The sequence below is a fragment of the Arthrobacter sp. AK01 genome, from assembly GCF_021109375.1.
Classification (GTDB): domain Bacteria; phylum Actinomycetota; class Actinomycetes; order Actinomycetales; family Micrococcaceae; genus Arthrobacter.
Window position 1 is genome coordinate 18353 of record NZ_JAJOHP010000051.1, and the last position, 18148, is coordinate 36500.

Below are 18148 nucleotides of genomic sequence, written 5' to 3' on the forward strand. Positions count from 1 at the left end.
AAATATTTCGGACTAGATCAGTGTGATTGATGTGGAGCAGGTTCGTCAATGGAAGGTCGAATTCCCTGAAATTAGACCTTCTTGGACCTTGACGGTGATGCGGCTCACGGCTAAGTTTGGTGGGCACTTCCGAAAGGACAATCGAAATATTTCGAAAAATCTGCATGTTTGGATGATCGCAGTCGATCTCCTCATCGCGAAGTGTGGCTTTTTACACGAACAACCGGGCCATCAGCGTCGAGCCCGAAGGACGAATGGAAACTGCACATGAAAAACCTTAAGTTGCGTACCGCCGGAATGGCCGTTTCTGCAGCCGCACTCTCGATCGCGCTCGCAGCCTGTGGGTCCTCCGGCCCGGCCGGAACGGGAGCCTCGGCGGATTCTGCAACCATGTGGGGACTGACAGGTGGCGACCAGCCCGTGTTCCAAGCATCCGTGGACTCCTGGAACAAAGCGCACCCGGACTCAGCCATCAAGCTCGACTTCTTCGCCAATGATGCCTACAAGACCAAGGTCCGCACCGCCGTCGGCGCCGGCCAAGGGCCCACCCTCGTCTACGGCTGGGGCGGCGGCGTCCTCAAGTCCTACGTCGACGCCGGCCAAGTGGACGACTTGACGGGCTTCCTCAAGGAGAACCCCGATGTCCAGAGCCGCTACCTCCCATCCATCCTTGAGAGCGGCGTCATCGACGGAAAAACCTACGCACTGCCGAACAACAAAGTGCAGCCCGTTGTGCTCTATTACAACAAGGAGGTCTTCGACAAGATCGGCGCCGAAGCCCCCAAGACCTGGGATGAGCTCATGGCCCTCGTGCCCAAGTTCAAGGAGGCCGGCGTGGCACCGTTCTCCTTGGGCGGGCAGTCGAAGTGGCCTGACCTGATGTGGCTCGAATACTTGGTGGATCGTATTGGTGGCCCTGAGGTCTTCGCCAATATTGCTGCCAACAAGCCGGACGCCTGGTCCGATCCCGCCGTGATCGAGGCCCTGACCAAGATCCAGGAACTGGTGGATGCCGGCGGCTTCATCAATGGCTTCTCCTCCATCGCCGCTGACAGCAACGCCGACCAGGCCCTGCTCTACACCGGCAAGGCCGCCATGATCCTGCAGGGCAGCTGGATTTACCAGGGAATGAAGAAGGACGCAGCCGACTTCGTCTCGAGCGGCAAGCTTGGTTACACACCGTTCCCCACCGTCGAAGGTGGCAAGGGTGATCCGGCGAACGTTGTAGGCAACCCGTCGAACTTCTGGTCTGTGTCTTCCAAGGCCACCGAGGAGCAGAAGAAGACAGCACTGGAGTACGTCAAGGCCGGAATGTTCAATGATGAGAACGTCCAAGGCCTGATCGATTCAGGCGCCGTACCTGTGGTCACCGGCATCGAAGACAAGCTGGCAGCATCCCCCGACAAGGACTTCCTGACCTACGTCTATGGCATGGCCAAGGATGCTCCGGACTTCACGCTTTCGTGGGACCAGGCGCTGACCCCGGCACAGGGCGATGCGATGTTGGCCAACCTTGACCAGATCTTCCTGAAGAAGATCACCCCGGAGCAGTTCGCTTCCACCATGAACGCGACGATCGGGAAGTAGTCCTGTGTCAACCACAACAACCACCCGGGAGCAGTTGTCCCGGCGGGATCAGCCGTCCCGACGAACCCTGGAAAAGGGTCCGTCGGGCTGGCTGGCGGCCCCGGCCCTCGCGTTCTTCATGCTCTTCGCCATCCTCCCATTGCTGGGAGTCCTTTTCCTCAGCTTCACCCGCTGGGACGGACTTGGTGAGATCAAACTGGACGGACTCTCCAGCTGGAACACGGTCCTGGCCGATCCCGTCACAGGCAACGCGCTGTTGGTGACAGCCAAGATCATGTTCTTCTCCTTCATCGTCCAGGCACCCATCAGCCTGTTGCTCGGTGTCTTCACCGCTGCCAGCCAGAAGTACCGGGCAGCCTTGGCCGTGCTCTACTTCGTACCGCTGCTGTTGTCCTCGGCCGCCGTGGCCATCGCGTTCAAGGCCCTGCTGGATCCGAACTTCGGACTCGGCCCTGGCCTGGGGCTGCCGTTCCTTGCGCAGGACTGGCTGGGTAACTCCGACCTCGTACTGTTCGTGGTGGTCTTCGTGATCGCATGGCAGTTCGTGCCGTTCCACACGCTGATCTATCAAGGTGGCGTGCGGCAGATTCCCACCTCGCTGTATGAGGCGGCGCAAATCGACGGCGCCGGACGTATCCAGCAGTTCTTCAACATCACGTTGCCGCAGCTCAAATACACCATGATCACTTCCTCCACCCTCATGGTGGTGGGATCCCTGGCGTACTTCGACCTGATCTTCGTGCTCACAGCCGGCGGCCCGGGCTACTCCACCAGGTTGCTTCCGCTGCACATGTACCTCACAGGCTTCAAAGCCAACGACATGGGAGCGGCGAGCGCCTTGGGAGTGATCCTGGTGGTCATCGGATTGGCCTTGGCCCTCTTCCTTCAACGACTCGGCGGCAAGAACCGCAACGCCAGCCAATTGGAAGGTGCGTAATGGCTTCCACTACCCAACTCCCCACAGCACCGGCTCCGCTTCCGGCGCCGGTGGCCACCCGCCGTCGGCCCCTCAAGACCGGCCGCTCGCGGCCCAACTTCCTGGGCGGCCTGGGCGGCTGGCTCTGGTTGGCGATCATCATCGTGCCCGTCTACTACGTGGTGATCACCAGCCTGAAGAACCAGGCAGGGTTCTTCACATCCAACCCGATGTTGCCACCGGCAGAGCCGACACTGGACAACTACAAGCTTGTCCTGGAGAACGACTTCGCCAGGTACTTCGCCAACAGCCTCATCGTGACGGTGGGCAGTGTGGTTCCGGCGCTTTTCGTCGCGTTCATGGCGGCCTACGCGATCGTTCGAGGGAAGGGCAGGTTCCTCAGCTGGACCAACAATGTGTTCCTGCTGGGCCTGGCCATCCCCCTGCACGCCACGATCATCCCCATCTATTGGATGATCACCAAGGCCCACATGTATGACACCTTGCTGGCCTTGATCCTGCCGTCCATCGCCTTCGCGATCCCGGTCTCCGTACTCATCCTCTCCAACTTCATGCGGGATGTTCCCAACGAGTTGTTCGAGTCGATGCGGCTGGACGGTTGCTCGGACTGGGCCATGATGTGGCGCCTCGCGCTGCCCATGACCAAGCCCGCTGTCATCACGGTTGGCATCTACAACGCACTCCATGTGTGGAACGGATTCCTGTTCCCGCTGATCCTCACGCAAAGCCCGGAAACCCGGGTACTACCGCTGTCACTGTGGACCTTCCAGGGTGAGTTCAGCGTCAACATTCCGGCGGTGCTTGCCTCGGTCGTATTGGCCACGCTCCCCCTGCTGGTGGTTTATGTGGTGGCCCGCCGGCAGTTGCTCAGCGGTTTGACGGCCGGATTCAGCAAGTAACTGGTTTCCAGCAGAAAGGAACTCCTCATGACGGAACCGAAACCCCTGCGGGTTGGCATGGTGGGCTACGCGTTCATGGGCGCAGCACACTCACACGCCTGGCGGACGGCACCGCGCTTCTTCGACTTGCCCCTCAGCCCTGAACTCACGGCCGTGGCCGGCAGGAATGCGGAGGGCGTACGGTCGGCAGCCGGCAAGTACGGCTGGGCCTCCGTAGAGACCGATTGGCGCCGCTTGATCGAGCGCGACGACATCGACCTCATCGATATCTGCACTCCGGGCAATACCCACGCGGAGATCGCCATTGCCGCCCTCGAGGCCGGCAAGCATGTCCTGTGCGAGAAACCCTTGGCCAACTCCGTGGAAGAAGCGGAGAAGATGACCGTTGTGGCACAGGCTGCGGCCGAGCGCGGTGTGCTGTCAATGTGCGGCTTCAGCTATCGACGCACCCCTGCACTGGCCCTGGCAAAGCGGATGGTGGACGACGGCCGTTTGGGCGACATCAGGCACGTCCGCGCCCAGTACTTGCAGGACTGGCTCAGCGACGCCGACGCTCCCCTGACCTGGAGGTTGGACAAGTCCAAGTCCGGGTCCGGTTCACTGGGAGATATCGGTGCACACAGCATCGATGCCGCCCAATGGATCACGGGCCTCAACATCACTGGTGTCTCGGCCCTGCTGGAGACCTTCGTGAAGGAACGCCCTGTGGGCGGCGACTTCGTGGGGCTTGGCGGCCACGGCGGTTCGGACGGGCCGCGAGGTCCGGTGACCGTGGACGACGCCGCTCTGTTCACCGCCCGCTTTGAAGCAAGGCACGACGTCGGCGCTGGCGCCGGCGCAGGGGCCGGGGCTCCTTCCGGCCCCATCGGCATCTTCGAAGCCACCCGTTTTGCGCTCGGACGCAAGAACGCCATGCGCCTGGAACTCAATGGCACCAAGGGATCCATCGCCTTCGATTTCGAGGACATGAACTCCCTCCAGTACTACGATGCGGCCTTGGAACCCGACGCAGGCTTCCGGAAGATCATGGTCACCGAACCGTCCCACCCCTACACCGCCAACTGGTGGCCCACCGGGCACGGCCTTGGCTATGAACACGGCTTCACGCACCAGGTGGTGGACCTCGTCAATGCCATCGGCGCAGGCGAGCAGCCCTCGCCGTCGTTCGCGGATGCTTTGCAGGTGCAAAAGGTCCTGGCCGCCGTCGAGGCGAGCGCGGACGACTCAAGCCGCTGGCAGAACGTCGACAAGGAAGCATCATGACCCGACCCATCACCCTCTTCACCGGACAGTGGGCCGATTTGCCGTTTGAAGAAGTGGCACGGCTCGCCGGAGAGTGGGGGTTCGACGGCTTGGAGATCGCCTGTTGGGGCGACCATCTGGATCCGCAGCGCATTGTGGAAGACGACACCTATTTGCAAGCCAAGCTGGACATCCTGGAAAAGCATCACCTCAGCGTCCACGCCATCGCCAACCACCTCACCGGGCAGGCCGTGTGCGATGACCCCATCGATGAGCGGCACAGGGACATCCTTGCCCCGGAAGTGTGGGGCGATGGCGAACCGGAAGGCGTGAGGCAGCGGGCCGCCGAAGCAATGAAGGTCACCGCCCGGGCAGCTGCCAGGCTTGGGGTCAAGACCGTCACGGGCTTCACGGGATCCTCCATCTGGAAATGCGTTGCGATGTTCCCGCCGGCCTCGGACGCCATGATCGAGCGCGGATACCAGGACTTTGCCGACCGCTGGAATCCCATCATGGACGTGTTCGACGACGTGGGGGTCCGTTTTGCACTTGAGGTCCACCCTTCAGAGATTGCTTACGACTACTGGACTGCCAAGCGCACGCTGGAGGTGATCGGCCATCGGGAAGGCTTCGGCCTGAACTTCGATCCCTCCCATTTCATCTGGCAGGACCTGGATCCGGTGATGTTCCTCCAGGACTTCGCGGACAAGATCTTCCATGTCCACGTGAAGGAATCCGTCCGGCAGCTCAATGGGCGCAACGGCCGGCTCGGCTCCCATTTGCCGTGGGCTGATCCGCGGCGTGGTTGGGACTTCGTCACAGCCGGCCACGGAGATGTGAACTGGGAGCCGATCTTTCGCACGCTGAACGCCATTGGCTATGAAGGACCCACCAGCATCGAGTGGGAGGACGCCGGCATGGACCGGCTGGTCGGCGCACCCCAGGCATTGGACATGGTCCGCGAGCTGGCCGCCATCCGTCCCCCGGCAACTGCTTTTGATGCCGCTTTTTCAACGCGCTGATCGCAGCAAACCCTGACTCCAACGAATACGCCCCGAAACGAAGGAAACCATGACAAGCAACAACAAGACAGCACTGGTGGTCCGCGGCGGCTGGGACGGACACCAGCCGGTGGAAGCAACCGAGCTGTTTATTCCCTACCTGAAGGACAACAGCTACGACGTCCGGGTGGAGGAATCCCCCAAGATTTACGCCGACCCCGACTACATGGCCGGCGTGGACCTGATCGTTCAGTGCATGACCATGACCACCATTGAGAAGGACGAATTCGAGGGGCTCCGCGCCGCCGTCGAAAATGGCACGGGCCTGGCGGGCTGGCACGGTGGCATCGCAGATTCCTACCGCAACAACTCCGACTACCTGCACCTGATCGGTGGACAGTTTGCCTGCCACCCAGGTAAGCACGCAGACGAGCGGATCGGCGAACAATCGGACAACTATGTCCCGTACACCGTGAACATCCTGCCTGCTGGCGCCGGTCATCCCATCACGCAGGGAATCGGCGATTTCGATCTCGTCACGGAGCAGTACTGGGTCCTCAGTGATGACTACATCGACGTCCTGGCCACCACCACCCAGAAGGTCCGCGAATGGGACCCTTGGAACCGCGAAGTGACGTCCCCGGCCATCTGGACCCGCCAGTGGGGCAAGGGCAGGATCTTTGTCAGCACACCGGGCCACCGCGTGGAAGTCCTCCAGGACAGCAACGTCCGCACCATCATCGAAAGGGGCATGCTGTGGGCATCCCGATAAATGTAGGAGTCATTGGCTGCGGCGCCATCATCGCCCAGTACCTGGCCAACTTCCGCCGGTTGGATTCCATCAACCTGGTGGCAGTCGCGGACCTGGATCCCGCCCGCGCCCAAGCCGTTGCCGACTCGTACGACGGTGTCCGGGCACTGACCGTGGACCAGCTCCTGGCCGCGGACGATGTGGACCTCGTCCTGAACCTGACCATCCCCGCGGCACACGCGGACATTGCGCTGAAGGCAATCGCCGCAGGTAAGTCTGTCTACGGTGAAAAGCCGCTGGCTGCCACCACCGGGGAGGCCCGCGAAGTACTCGACGCTGCGGCCGCAGCAGGTGTGGTGGTTGGCTGCGCACCTGACACGGTGCTGGGTACAGGTATCCAGACCGCGCGGAAAGCAATCGACGACGGACTGATCGGCGCACCGGTCTCCGCAACGGCCACCATGGCGACTCCCGGTCACGAGCGCTGGCACCCGAACCCCGACTTCTACTACCAGCCGGGCGGCGGACCCCTCTTGGATATGGGCCCGTACTACGTCTCGGCCCTGGTCACGCTGCTGGGGCCCGTGGTCTCGGTGGTGGGCGCGGCGAGCCACACCCGCAACGAACGCACCATCGGGTCCGGCCCGCGGGAAGGCCAAAAAGTACCGGTGGATATCGACTCGCACGTCACCGGTGTCCTGGTCCACGAGTCCGGCGCATTGTCCACGATGTTCATGAGCTTCGACGCCGTGAAAACGAAGAGCCCCAACATCGAGATCCACGGTCAGTCGGGGTCGCTGATCGTGCCGGACCCCAACCACTTCGAGGGCGACGTGCAGCTCTTCGCCCTCGGCGCCCAGGAGTGGGAGACACTCCCTGTCTCCGCTGGCTATGTGGACTCCGGCCGGGGCTTCGGCATTGCAGACCTCGCCGCGACTCCGGCCGGACAGGAGCCACGGGCCGGCGGCCGGCTGGCATTCCACGCACTGGAAGTCATGGAGTCGGTGCTGGAATCCGCCAAGACCGGACAATCGGTAGCCATCAAGAGCACGGCCGCACGGCCCGCCACTGTTGAGCTGACGCAATTGGCGGATTTCTCGACGGCGGTACGCGCCTAGCGCTCCATACCTGCGCCGGGACGGCAGTTAATGCCCATGTTTTCCCCGACAAACATGGGCATTAACTGCTGTCTCGCGCAAGGCCGGCCCGGCGAAGGGTCGCCTCGGCATGTTTGAGGATGGGGCCGTCGATCATTTTGCCCTTGAACTGGAAAACTCCCGTGCCCGCGGCGGCCGCTGCGTCCAGAAGCTCGGTGGCCCCGGCAACGGCCTCCGGAGTCGGGGCGTAGGCCTCACGGACCACGGCAACCTGGTTCGGGTGGATGCAGGCCTTCGCGCCGAAGCCGCTTGCCACCGCATCCCGGGACTCCACACCCAGGCCTTCAAGGTCCGGGATGTTCACATACACGGAGTCGATGGCTTCCTTGCCCGCTGCCTTCGCGGCGAGCAGGACAGCGGAACGTGAGTGAAGTGCGACAGCCCGGTACCCGCCGTCGTCGTTCCGGCTGGAGAGCCCGCCCAGGGAAGCCAGCAGGTCCTCGGCACCCCACATGAGTCCTACGACGTTGGGTTCAGCGGCGATTGCAGCAGCGTTGACGATGCCGGCCGCCGTTTCGCAGAGCGCAATGACCTGGTATCCCTCCAAAGCCTTGAGCTGCCCAGCGCTTTCCGCCTTGGCCAGCATCACCGTGCGGTAGGGCGTCTTCGCCAAGGCCTCCAGATCGAGCTCGAACTCGTCCGTCCCCACGGGATTCACGCGGACTATGGTGCGGCTGGGCTCCAGTGCTCCGGCACCGGGCTGCTCAAGGATCGCTTCGCGGGCCCTCGGCTTGTCCGCAGGAGCCACAGCATCCTCCAGGTCCAGGATCACGGCATCGGACCGGTCAGAGGCCTTTCCGAAACGCTCGGGCCGGTCCGCAGGACAGAACAAGAGAGCCGGGCCCATGGTGAAGGGAGAGTGCATGAAGTTCCTTGCTGGTGGGGTGCTGACAGGTACGGAGAACTAAGACGTCGCGGCGTGCGCTTCCTTGGTCCACATCAGGCAGGTCCGGGTGGCCAACGCCACCACTGATCCATCCTGGTTGCGACCGGTGTGCTGCATGGTCACCACGCCCTGTCCGGGGCGGGACGACGACAACCGTTTGCCGGTGATCACCGTTTCCGTGTACAGGGTATCCCCGTGATACAGCGGGTGCGGAAAGGTGACATCAGTCAGGCCCAGCTGCGCAATGATAGTCCCCTGCGTCAACTGGGCCACGGACTGCCCCACCATGGTGGACAGCGTGAACATGGAGTTCATGAGCCGCTGCCCGAACGGTTGTCCGGAACTCCATGCGGCGTCAAGGTGCAGCGCCTGCGTGTTCATGGTCATGGTGGTGAAGAGGACGTTGTCCGTCTCGGTGACCGTGCGTCCGGGCCTGTGCGCGTAAATCACGCCCTCTTCAAGTTCGTCGAAGTACAGCCCACGCTGCTCAACCACCCGGGTCATACGGTGAGCTCCTGGTCTTCCTCGAACAAGTCCGCACCGGTGGCGGCCACCACGTCCTCAAGGGTCACATTGGGGGCCAGCTCGCGGAGGACCAGACGGGAATCTCCTTGGTCCTTCACGACATCAATGACGGCGAGGTCGGTGATGATCCGGTCCACGCATCCCTTGCCTGTCAGGGGCAACGTGCAGTCCTGGACGATTTTCGGCCTGCCACTGCGGTCCATATGTTCCATCATGACGATGACCTTCTTGGCACCGAACACCAGGTCCATGGCACCACCCATGCCTTTAACCATCTTTCCGGGAATCATCCAGTTGGCGAGGTCTCCGTTGGCTGCAACCTCCATGGCACCCAGGACAGCGACATCAACATGCCCACCCCGGATCATGCCGAAGGACGACGCCGAATCGAAGAATGCCGCCCCCGCGTTGGTGGTCACCGTTTCCTTCCCCGCGTTGATGAGGTCCGGATCCACTTTGTCCTCGGCCGGGTAGGGCCCCACTCCCAGGATGCCGTTCTCTGAATGGAGAATGACTTCCACGCCGTCCGGAATGTAGTTGGGAATCAGGGTTGGCATCCCGATTCCGAGATTCACATACTGTCCGTTGGCGAGCTCTTTTGCCACGCGCGCGGCCAGTTCGTTGCGGGTCCAGCCTTTGGCTTCGTGATGTTCGACGTCGGCCCGGCGGTACTCGTGCCGCACGGCTTCGGGGCGGGGCGGCAAGTCCTGGAGGCTGTTCGATTCCATGGCTAGGCTCCTGCCTGTTGGCTGCTTGCCGATCCGGATAACGCCACCGTGCGCTTCTCGATCCGCTTCTCGTTGGACGGCGCCACCACCACCCTTTGTACGAAGATACCCGGCGTGTGGATGTGTTCCGGATCCAGTTCACCGGGTTCCACCAGCTCTTCCACCTCAGCGATGGTGGTCTTGGCCGCCATGGCGCAGAGCGGGTTGAAATTCATTGCTGTCGCATGGAAAACAAGGTTCCCATGGCGGTCACCCTTCCAGGCGTGGACCAATCCGAAGTCCGGTGTCAGGGACTCTTCGAGGACGTAGTCGGCATCGTTGAAGGTGCGCACTTCCTTCGGCGCAGACGCCAGCGCAACGTTCCCGTCGGCGTCGTACTTTTGCGGCAAACCGCCCTCGGACACCTGGGTTCCCACACCCGCTTTGGTGTAGAAGGCCGGGATTCCAGCGCCGCCGGCGCGCAGCTTCTCGGCCAGCGTGCCCTGCGGGGTCAGGACAACCTCCAGCTCCCCGGCAAGGTATTGCCGCGCGAATTCTTTGTTCTCGCCCACGTAGGAGCTGATGGTCCGGCGGATGCGTCCATCCTTAAGGAGGATCCCCAAGCCCCAATCGTCCACGCCACAGTTGTTGCTGACGGTCTCCAGAGCGCTGGTTCCTTGCTGATGGAGGGCATCGATCAGGGAGACGGGGATGCCGCATAAACCGAACCCTCCCACCGCGAGCGAAGCTCCGTCCGGGATGTCCTTCACCGCTTCCGCGGCGCTGGCAACAACCTTGTCAATCATCCTTGATCCTTCCCGTGCGGTTACAGACCCAGCTCGCGGGCGATGAGCATCAACTGGACCTCGGTGGTGCCTTCCCCGATTTCAAGGATCTTGGAGTCGCGGTAATGCCGTGCCACCGTGAATTCATTGATGAAGCCATAGCCGCCGAACACCTGGGTGGCGTCCCGCGCGTTGTCCATGGCTGCCTCGCCTGCGACCATCTTAGCGATGGCCGCTTCGGTCTTGAACGGCTTACCGGCGAGCATCCTGGAGGCGGCGTCGTAGTACGCCAAACGGGCTGTGTGGGCCCTGGCCTGCATGCGGGCGATCTTGAACTGGATGGCCTGGTACTTGCCGATGTTCTGCCCAAAGGCGCTGCGCTCCTTGGCATACCTCACGGACAAGTCCACGCATCCCTGCGCCGCTCCGGTGGCCAGGGCGGCGATCGCGATGCGTCCCTCGTCAAGGATGGAGAGGAAGTTCGCGTACCCGCGGCCGCGTTCCCCCAGCAGGTTGGCTTCAGGAACCCGAACGTTGTCCAGGGTGAGCGGGTGGGTGTCGGAGGCGTTCCAGCCCACCTTGTTGTACGGCTTTTCCGCGGTGAACCCGGGGGTGTCCGTGGGCACCAGGATGGTGGAGATTTCCTTCTTGGTGCTGCCGTCGGCGTTTTCCTTCTGCCCCGTGACCGCGGTGACGGTGACCAGCGTGGTGATGTCCGTGCCGGAGTTGGTGATGAACTCCTTGTTCCCGTTGATGACCCATTCGCCGTTCTCCAGATGGGCATTGGTCTTGGTGCCGCCGGCATCGGATCCGGCTTCGCGTTCGGTCAAACCGAAGCCGGCCAAGGAACGCCCGGAGGCCAACTCCGGCAGCCACTGTTCCTTCTGCGCATCCGTGCCGAAGCGGTACACCGGCATCGCGCCCAGCGATACGCCGGCTTCGAGGGTGATAGCCACGGACTGGTCCACCCGCCCCAGCTGTTCCAGCGCCAGGGCCAGCGCGAAGTAGTCTCCGCCCATGCCGCCGAACTCCTCGGGGAACGGCAACCCAAACAGGCCCATCTCCCCCATCTGCTTGACTACCTCGTACGGGAAGCTGTGCTCTTCGTCATGCTTGGCCGAGACGGGCGCAACCACCTCGTCGGCGAACTCGCGGACGGAGTCGCTGAGGTCCTGGTATTCCTCTGTTAGCCCGTAAGTGCTGTTCATTTCAAAGGTGCTCATGGCTGGACTTCCTTGTCTGTGTTCTTTCCGGCCGCGCTTTCAGGGGCGACGGGTACGTGAATGGTGGCGAGTACCTGGTCTGCTTTGACCAGGTCCCCGGGTTTGCTGCTCAGATGGACAGTTCCGGATACCGAGGCCACCAGTTGGTGCTCCATCTTCATCGCCTCCACGGCCAAAAGCACTTGGCCTTCCTCTACGGAATCTCCGTTGGCCACGGACACGGACACCACGGTTCCGGGCATCGGCGAGCGCACTTCCGGGTCCGCGGCCCCTTCGTCCCGCTGGATGCCGGCGAGCACCCGCCGCAGGCGTTCAGCCCGGTTCAGGACCTCAAGCCGGCAGGACCAGCCATCGTTGCCTACGTGGACGGCGTCGACGGCCACGCCCACCGCGAAGGTGACGGGACCGTCGTCGAACTCCACAACAACGGTGTCCGCACTGCGGTTCAGTACCTTGACGCGGGCAGCGGTGCCGGCACCAGAGCCGTGGTCGACGGTGGCTGTCACGGTTCCGCCCTCCTCGGTGATGGACACTGTGGCGAGTCCACCACCCGGAACGCCCAGCGTGGTAGTCCACGCCCCGCGGCCACCTACGCGCCAGCCGTCGGGAGTCTTCCACGCGTCCCCCGCAACCGCAGAGCCCGTGCGTTCAAGCCACAGCGTAAGAGCGGCGGCGATCAGTTCGCGGAAGCCGGCATGCCTGAACTCCATGGTCGGCAGTTTGCGCTCAATCAGCCCGGTGTCGAGGCGCCCTGCCCGGACGTCGGCATCGTTGATCAGCAGGCGCAGGTACTCAACGTTGGTGTCCACGCCCAGCAGGGTGTACCGGCCAAGGGCAGCGTCCAAGGTGTCCAGCGCCGCGGCCCTGTCCACCCCCCACGAAATGACCTTGGCGAGCATGGGATCGTAGTCGCCCGTGATCTCCAGCCCGTCCCGCATGGCGGAGTCGATCCGCACGTTGGCGTGGGCTTTTTGCTGACCTGACACGGCGGGGTCCGCGGCACCATGCTCGGCAAGCCCAACAATCCGGCCCATGGACGGCATGAAATTCCGTTCGGGCACCTCGGCGTAAACGCGCGCCTCTACGGCGTGGCCTTTAAGTACGACGTCGGCCTGCGCTACGGTGAGGACCTCGCCGGCGGCGATCCGCACCTGCCATTCAACGAGGTCAATGCCAGTGACCATTTCCGTGACTGGATGCTCCACCTGCAGCCGGGTGTTCATTTCCATGAAGAAGAACTCGTCAGGGTGTTCATCGGAAACCAGGAATTCGACGGTCCCCGCGCCGCTGTAGTTGACCGAACGTGCTGCGTTACAAGCGGCCTCGCCGATCCGCGCCCGCTGTGCAGCCCCGTCCTTCATCGATTCGAACAAGGCCGAGGGGGCCTCTTCGATAACTTTCTGGTGACGCCGTTGCAAGGAACACTCGCGCTCGCCCAAGTGGATGACGTTGCCGTGGTTGTCCGCCAGGACCTGGACCTCGATGTGGCGGGGCGCCCGGATGAGCCGCTCCAGGAAGAGGGTGTCATCCCCAAAAGCGGATGATGCCACACGCCTTGCCGTGAGCAGGGTGGCAGCCATGTCCTCGATACGTTCCACCACATGCATGCCCTTGCCTCCACCACCTGCCGACGGTTTGATCAGCAAGGGGAAACCGATGCCCGATGCAGCGTCCAGCAACTCCTGGTCCGTGAGTCCGGGCTTGGCGATCCCAGGCACACAGGGAACGTTGTAGGCCGACACATGGTTCTTGGAGCGGATCTTGTCCCCCATTACTTCGAGGGCGCCGACTCCCGGCCCGATGAAGGTGATCCCTGCGGCGTCCAACGCCTTGGCGAACTCCAGATTCTCGGACAGGAAGCCATACCCCGGGTGAACCGCCTCCGCCCCGCTTCGACGGCATGCGTCGATGATGGCGTCGATCTTCAAGTAGCTCTCGGAGGGTGCCGTGCCACCAATGGCGACGGCGGTGTCAGCGAGGGCCACGTGCTTGGCATCCTTGTCCGCGTCCGAGTACACGGCGACGGAGCGGATGCCCAGCTCCTTCAAGGTCCTGATGACCCGGCAGGCGATCTCACCGCGGTTGGCAACGAGCACGGAACCGAGGGGGTGGGCTGTGGATGCCGGGCTGGGTGGGGCTGTGGCTGTTGTTGGCAGGCTCATGGTCACATCCTGAAGAGACCGAAGGAGGTCTCGGGCAGTTGTTGGCGGGAGACGACGTCCAGGGCCATCCCCAGGACTCGCCGAGTGTCGGCGGGATCGATAATGCCGTCGTCCCACAGCCGGGCTGTGGAGTAATAGGGACTTCCCTGATCCTCGTATTGCTGCTTGATAGGAGCTTTGAAAGCTTCCTCGTCCTCGGCGGACCATTCCTGTCCGGCTGCCTCGTATTGGTCCCTCTTGACCGTGGCGAGGACACTGGAGGCCTGGTTTCCGCCCATGACGGAGATGCGGGCTGCGGGCCACATCCACAGGAACCGCGGTGAGTAGGCCCGGCCACACATGGAATAGTTGCCGGCGCCGAAGGACCCACCGATGACCACCGTCAGCTTGGGCACCCTGGCCGTGGCTACCGCGGTGACCATCTTGGCGCCGTTCTTGGCGATGCCACCTTGCTCGTAGTCCTTGCCCACCATGAAACCGGAGAGATTCTGCAGGAAGATCAAGGGAATTCCGCGCTGGTCGCAGAGCTCGATGAAGTGCGCGCCCTTGAGGGAGGACTCGCTGAAGAGAACACCGTTGTTGGCCACGATGCCCACTGGATGCCCGTGGAGGTGCGCGAATCCAGTGACCAAGGTGGTGCCGTAGTTCTTCTTGAACTCATGGAATTCGGAACCATCCACCAGCCTGGCGATGACTTCGCGGACGTCATACTGGGCGTTGACGTCCGTGGGAACCACACCGTAGATCTCTGAAGGGTCGACGACGGGCGGCAGGACGACGTCGAGCACGTCCCAGGCCGGCTGCGCCGGCTTCGGCAACGTCGCCACGATGTCCCGTACGATCTCGAGGGCGTGCTGATCGTTCTCGGCCAGGTGGTCCGTGACCCCGGAAATCCGGGAGTGGACGTCGCCGCCGCCCAGCTCCTCGGCAGTGACAATCTCGCCGATTGCAGCTTTCACCAAGGGCGGACCACCCAGGAAGATGGTGCCCTGATTCCGCACGATGACTGTCTCGTCGCTCATGGCCGGCACATAGGCACCGCCGGCAGTGCACGATCCCATCACGGAAGCGATCTGCGGGATCTTGGCTGCGGACATCCTGGCTTGGTTGTAGAAGATCCGCCCGAAGTGTTCTTTATCCGGGAAAACATCGTCCTGTTTGGGCAGAAAGGCTCCGCCGGAATCCACCAAGTAAATGCAGGGAAGCTTGTTCTCCAAGGCGATTTCCTGAGCCCGGAGATGCTTCTTGACGGTCATCGGATAGTAGGTACCGCCCTTGACCGTTGCGTCATTGGAGATCACCAGGACGTGCCGGCCATGGACCAGGCCAATGCCTGCAATGACCCCGGCCCCTGGGGAATCGTCGTTGTACATGCCGTTGGCAGCCAAGGGCGCAATCTCAAGGAACGGACTGCCGTCATCCAGCAAGTAGTCGATGCGTTCCCTCGGCAAAAGCTTTCCGCGGGCGATGTGCCGTTCCCGTGACTTGGCCGGGCCGCCGAGGGCCGCCGTCGCCAAGCGATCCTTCAGTTCTGCCACCAAAGCCAGTTGCGCCTCCTGGTTGGCTTCATAGGTGCCGCTGGCGGCTCCCGCAAGGCTGGCGATTGTCTCCATCGACCCCTGTTCCATTCCCGGCCACAGGCCATTTCGGTTAGTGCCGCGTAACTGAAATTTAGGTTAGTCTTTATTAACTGTGATGTCCAGCACAGCAGGGCCTTATCGGTCAGGCGTGCCGGGACTGGCGCCAAGGAGGAGAACGTGACCGGAGGCCGGGAAACAAGCACTGAGGGAACCCGTGGCGCCGCCACCCAACGTGGCCAGGCTAAGGAGCTCCGACGGCTGGCTCTGTTGTCCGCGGCCGCGGGACTTTTTGCACAGAATGGCTTCAACAGAGTCTCCCTTGAGGATTTAGGTGCCGCAGCGGGCGTCAGCGGCCCCGCTGTCTACCGGCATTTCCCCGGCAAGCAAGCAGTCCTTGGGGAGCTTCTGCTCAGCGTCAGCCGCGACCTTATGGAGGGCGGATTGCGGGTGGTTTCCGCATCGGGCGATCCCCGCTCTGCGCTCAAGGGGCTCATCCAATTCCAGGTTGATTTCGCGCTCAGCAATCCGGACGTCATCCGCGTCCAGGACCGGGACTTCGGAAGTCTCAGCGACGCCGACCAGGCAGAAGTGCGATCCCTTCAGCGCAAGTACGTCGAAACGTGGGTTGACGTCCTGGCCCGCATCCACACGGACGCAGATTTCCCCGGGCTCAGGGTCCGGGCGCACGCGGCCTTTGGGTTGATCAATTCCACACCCCACTCGGTGCGCCACCACGGCAGGAAGATCGCGGTGAAGTCTGCCAGGCCTATCCTGGAACAGATGGCCTTGGCGGCTCTGACTTCAGCCTGAACGGTCTATCTTCCGGGAGGTTTGAGCCGCCTTCCATCTACGGCCTCATATTGTCGGACCCCCCTGACACGATGTTTTTATGGAAGATCAAGGGCAGTTTTCGGCACTCAGGGCGGAATCGTCCCCTGCTGTGGCCGCCCTGACCGCTGCCCGGTCACGACGCTTCTTGAGCAGGCCGGAATTGCATAAGGCCGGGTTCAAGGATTCGACGGCGACCGTCACCTGGGTCGGTGGGTTCCACGCCGCGGGGCTGCTCAACGGCAGAACCAAGTCCGCCCGGGCTTCATCGCTAACGGGCCCCGCCCCGGCCGACGTTTCGGCCCAAAATACAGGATCGATCCCTAAGGCTCAGCGGAATCCCCGGACCAGCCTTGTTTCCACGTCGGCTCAGCCAGTCCAACGTTTCGACACTCAGCGTCCTGGTCCCAAGGCGTCTGCCGGGCGGGACCTGACAGAGCTTCTTATCGACAGCGCTGCACTTCTGGACTCCGCACGCTTGTCCGCCTCGGATGAGGCTTCCCTGTTGGGGTTTGTTGAGGCTGCTGATTTTGCCGGCAAGGTCGAGGAGATTTCCCGATCAGTGGAGTACTTACAGATCGTCGCAGCCCACGCGGTGGAACGGACCCGGCTTGAGGCACAAAACTCCCGGCCGGGGTCCTCGGCAGCAGCGCCGGAATGGCGGACCGGCTGGACGGAAACACCCGAAGAGCCAACGAGTGGAACCGGCACCGGCACAACAGTTCCGGAGGCAACAGTCCCAGCTGGTGAAGCACGTTCCACCAACGCACTGTCCGTGGATGGGGCCGGGTCCAAGGCCAGTGTTTTGGATGACGGGTACCGGAACGCGGCAGAGTTCCTGCGGGCCCGGTTGCGGATCGGCATCGGCGAAGCCCGGCGACGGCTCGCCCTCGCAGCCGAGGTCCTCCCCCAAAAGAGCATGACCGGGCAGGAAATCCCGGCCCGCCGCGAAGTCCTCGCCGAGGCCCTCGGATCGGCTTTGGTGCCGTCCCGGTCCGCGACCATCATCAGCACCGCCCTGGACAAAGTCCGGCACCTCACCGACGAAGACACCATCACCCGGATGGAACACGCCCTGACCACCACCGCGGTGGAGACCGACCCGGACTTCGTCACCACAATGGCCAAACGCTGGGCCGACAGGATCGACCACGACGGCCCCGAACCTTCCGAAGAAATCCTCCACCAACTCCAAGGCGCGTTCCTCCGCCGCCGACGCCGCCACGGACTCCACCACCTCGAAATCTTCGCCACCGACGAACAAATCGAAACCCTCACCACCACCATGAACGCCGCCACCAACCCACGACTCACCAACAGCACCGGCACCGGGCCTGGCACCACGGACAACACCGATACCGGGCACAGCCCAGACAACGGCACAGGCACCGGCACAGGCACCAGCCCGGACCTGGACCGCCGCTCCCGGGCACAGAAACTCCTCGACGGCCTCACCGGCGCCTGCAGCGTCGCGATGAGCGCCGGGAAACTGCCCTCCAACGGCGGACTCCGCCCCCAACTCACCGTCACCATCGACCACCGCGACCTCTTCGAACAACTCAACGGCACCGGCCACCACCAGCCCGGCACCAGGACACAAACCGGCACAGCCATAGGCACCGGCACCGCCACGTTCATAGGGACAGGCACAGGCACTGGCACCGATCGCTTGAACACAGGCACCGCAACATTCACCGGCCCAATGCACCCGAACACCATCCGCAAAATAGCCTGCGACGCCGACATCATCCCCGTCCTGCTCGGCAGCGACTCCCGCGTCCTGGACATCGGCCGCACCACCCGGATCTTCCCACCCCACATCCGCAAAGCCATCACCGCCCGCGACCAAGGCTGCGCCTTCCCCGACTGCACCATGCC

Annotated in this window: 16 protein-coding genes; 9 read left to right on the plus strand and 7 right to left on the minus strand. The window is 62.9% G+C overall.

What is annotated here, in order from left to right:
* Positions 1-267: 267 nt before the first annotated feature.
* The 7 genes from LN996_RS16870 to LN996_RS16900 are packed head-to-tail and all read left to right on the plus strand — an operon-like array spanning position 268 to position 7535.
* Positions 268-1587 carry an extracellular solute-binding protein gene (locus LN996_RS16870; RefSeq protein WP_231341564.1) on the plus strand — a complete coding sequence of 440 codons (1320 nt, stop codon included), beginning with the start codon at positions 268-270 and terminating at the stop codon, positions 1585-1587.
* A 4-nt stretch (positions 1588-1591) separates the two neighbouring features.
* On the plus strand, positions 1592-2524 hold the full coding sequence (locus tag LN996_RS16875; RefSeq protein ID WP_231341565.1) for a carbohydrate ABC transporter permease: 933 nt from the start codon (positions 1592-1594) through the stop codon (positions 2522-2524).
* On the plus strand, positions 2524-3423 hold the full coding sequence (locus LN996_RS16880) for a carbohydrate ABC transporter permease (protein ID WP_231341566.1): 900 nt from the start codon (positions 2524-2526) through the stop codon (positions 3421-3423). The genes LN996_RS16875 and LN996_RS16880 overlap by 1 nt, the downstream gene beginning before the upstream one ends.
* A 27-nt stretch (positions 3424-3450) precedes the next feature.
* Positions 3451-4686, plus strand: coding sequence for a Gfo/Idh/MocA family protein (locus tag LN996_RS16885; RefSeq protein WP_231341567.1), 1236 nt, complete (start codon positions 3451-3453; stop codon positions 4684-4686).
* Positions 4683-5687: a sugar phosphate isomerase/epimerase gene (locus tag LN996_RS16890; protein WP_231341568.1), complete on the plus strand. Its 1005-nt coding sequence runs from the start codon at positions 4683-4685 to the stop codon at positions 5685-5687. Before LN996_RS16885 ends, LN996_RS16890 begins: the two co-directional genes overlap by 4 nt.
* Positions 5688-5736: 49 nt before the next feature.
* Entirely contained in the window at positions 5737-6438 is a 702-nt protein-coding gene (locus LN996_RS16895; RefSeq protein WP_231341569.1) for a ThuA domain-containing protein, read from the plus strand.
* Positions 6423-7535, plus strand: coding sequence for a Gfo/Idh/MocA family protein (locus LN996_RS16900; RefSeq protein ID WP_231341570.1), 1113 nt, complete (start codon positions 6423-6425; stop codon positions 7533-7535). Before LN996_RS16895 ends, LN996_RS16900 begins: the two co-directional genes overlap by 16 nt.
* 61 nt (positions 7536-7596) lie before the next feature.
* On the opposite strand, the gene LN996_RS16905 is transcribed toward LN996_RS16900, so the two are convergent.
* Genes LN996_RS16905 through LN996_RS16935 form a run of 7 tightly spaced genes read right to left on the minus strand, consistent with a single transcriptional unit; the run spans position 7597 to position 15475 of the window.
* Positions 7597-8439: a CoA ester lyase gene (locus LN996_RS16905; RefSeq protein ID WP_231341571.1), complete on the minus strand. Its 843-nt coding sequence runs from the start codon at positions 8437-8439 to the stop codon at positions 7597-7599.
* 39 nt (positions 8440-8478) lie between these two features.
* On the minus strand, positions 8479-8964 hold the full coding sequence (locus LN996_RS16910) for a MaoC family dehydratase (RefSeq protein WP_231341572.1): 486 nt from the start codon (positions 8962-8964) through the stop codon (positions 8479-8481).
* Complete coding sequence (locus LN996_RS16915) at positions 8961-9713, minus strand: CoA transferase subunit B (protein ID WP_231341573.1); 753 nt, start codon at positions 9711-9713, stop codon at positions 8961-8963. The genes LN996_RS16910 and LN996_RS16915 overlap by 4 nt, the downstream gene beginning before the upstream one ends.
* A gap of 2 nt (positions 9714-9715) precedes the next feature.
* Positions 9716-10498 (minus strand): CoA transferase subunit A, encoded by a 783-nt coding sequence (locus LN996_RS16920; RefSeq protein ID WP_231341574.1) that lies wholly within the window; start codon positions 10496-10498, stop codon positions 9716-9718.
* 20 nt (positions 10499-10518) lie between these two features.
* Positions 10519-11700: an acyl-CoA dehydrogenase family protein gene (locus LN996_RS16925; RefSeq protein WP_231341575.1), complete on the minus strand. Its 1182-nt coding sequence runs from the start codon at positions 11698-11700 to the stop codon at positions 10519-10521.
* Positions 11697-13862, minus strand: coding sequence for a biotin carboxylase N-terminal domain-containing protein (locus LN996_RS16930; protein ID WP_231341576.1), 2166 nt, complete (start codon positions 13860-13862; stop codon positions 11697-11699). The genes LN996_RS16925 and LN996_RS16930 overlap by 4 nt, the downstream gene beginning before the upstream one ends.
* Positions 13863-13864: 2 nt before the next feature.
* A complete protein-coding gene (locus LN996_RS16935; RefSeq protein ID WP_231341577.1) occupies positions 13865-15475 on the minus strand; it encodes a carboxyl transferase domain-containing protein in 1611 nt (536 codons plus the stop codon).
* A 144-nt stretch (positions 15476-15619) separates the two neighbouring features.
* Here LN996_RS16935 and LN996_RS16940 point away from each other — a divergent pair, with 144 nt between their 5' ends.
* Together LN996_RS16940 and LN996_RS16945 are read left to right on the plus strand one after the other, a co-directional pair.
* Positions 15620-16252, plus strand: coding sequence for a TetR/AcrR family transcriptional regulator (locus tag LN996_RS16940; protein ID WP_231341578.1), 633 nt, complete (start codon positions 15620-15622; stop codon positions 16250-16252).
* A 79-nt stretch (positions 16253-16331) separates the two neighbouring features.
* The coding region (locus LN996_RS16945) for a DUF222 domain-containing protein (protein ID WP_231341579.1) at positions 16332-18148 on the plus strand (1817 nt) is incomplete at its 3' end.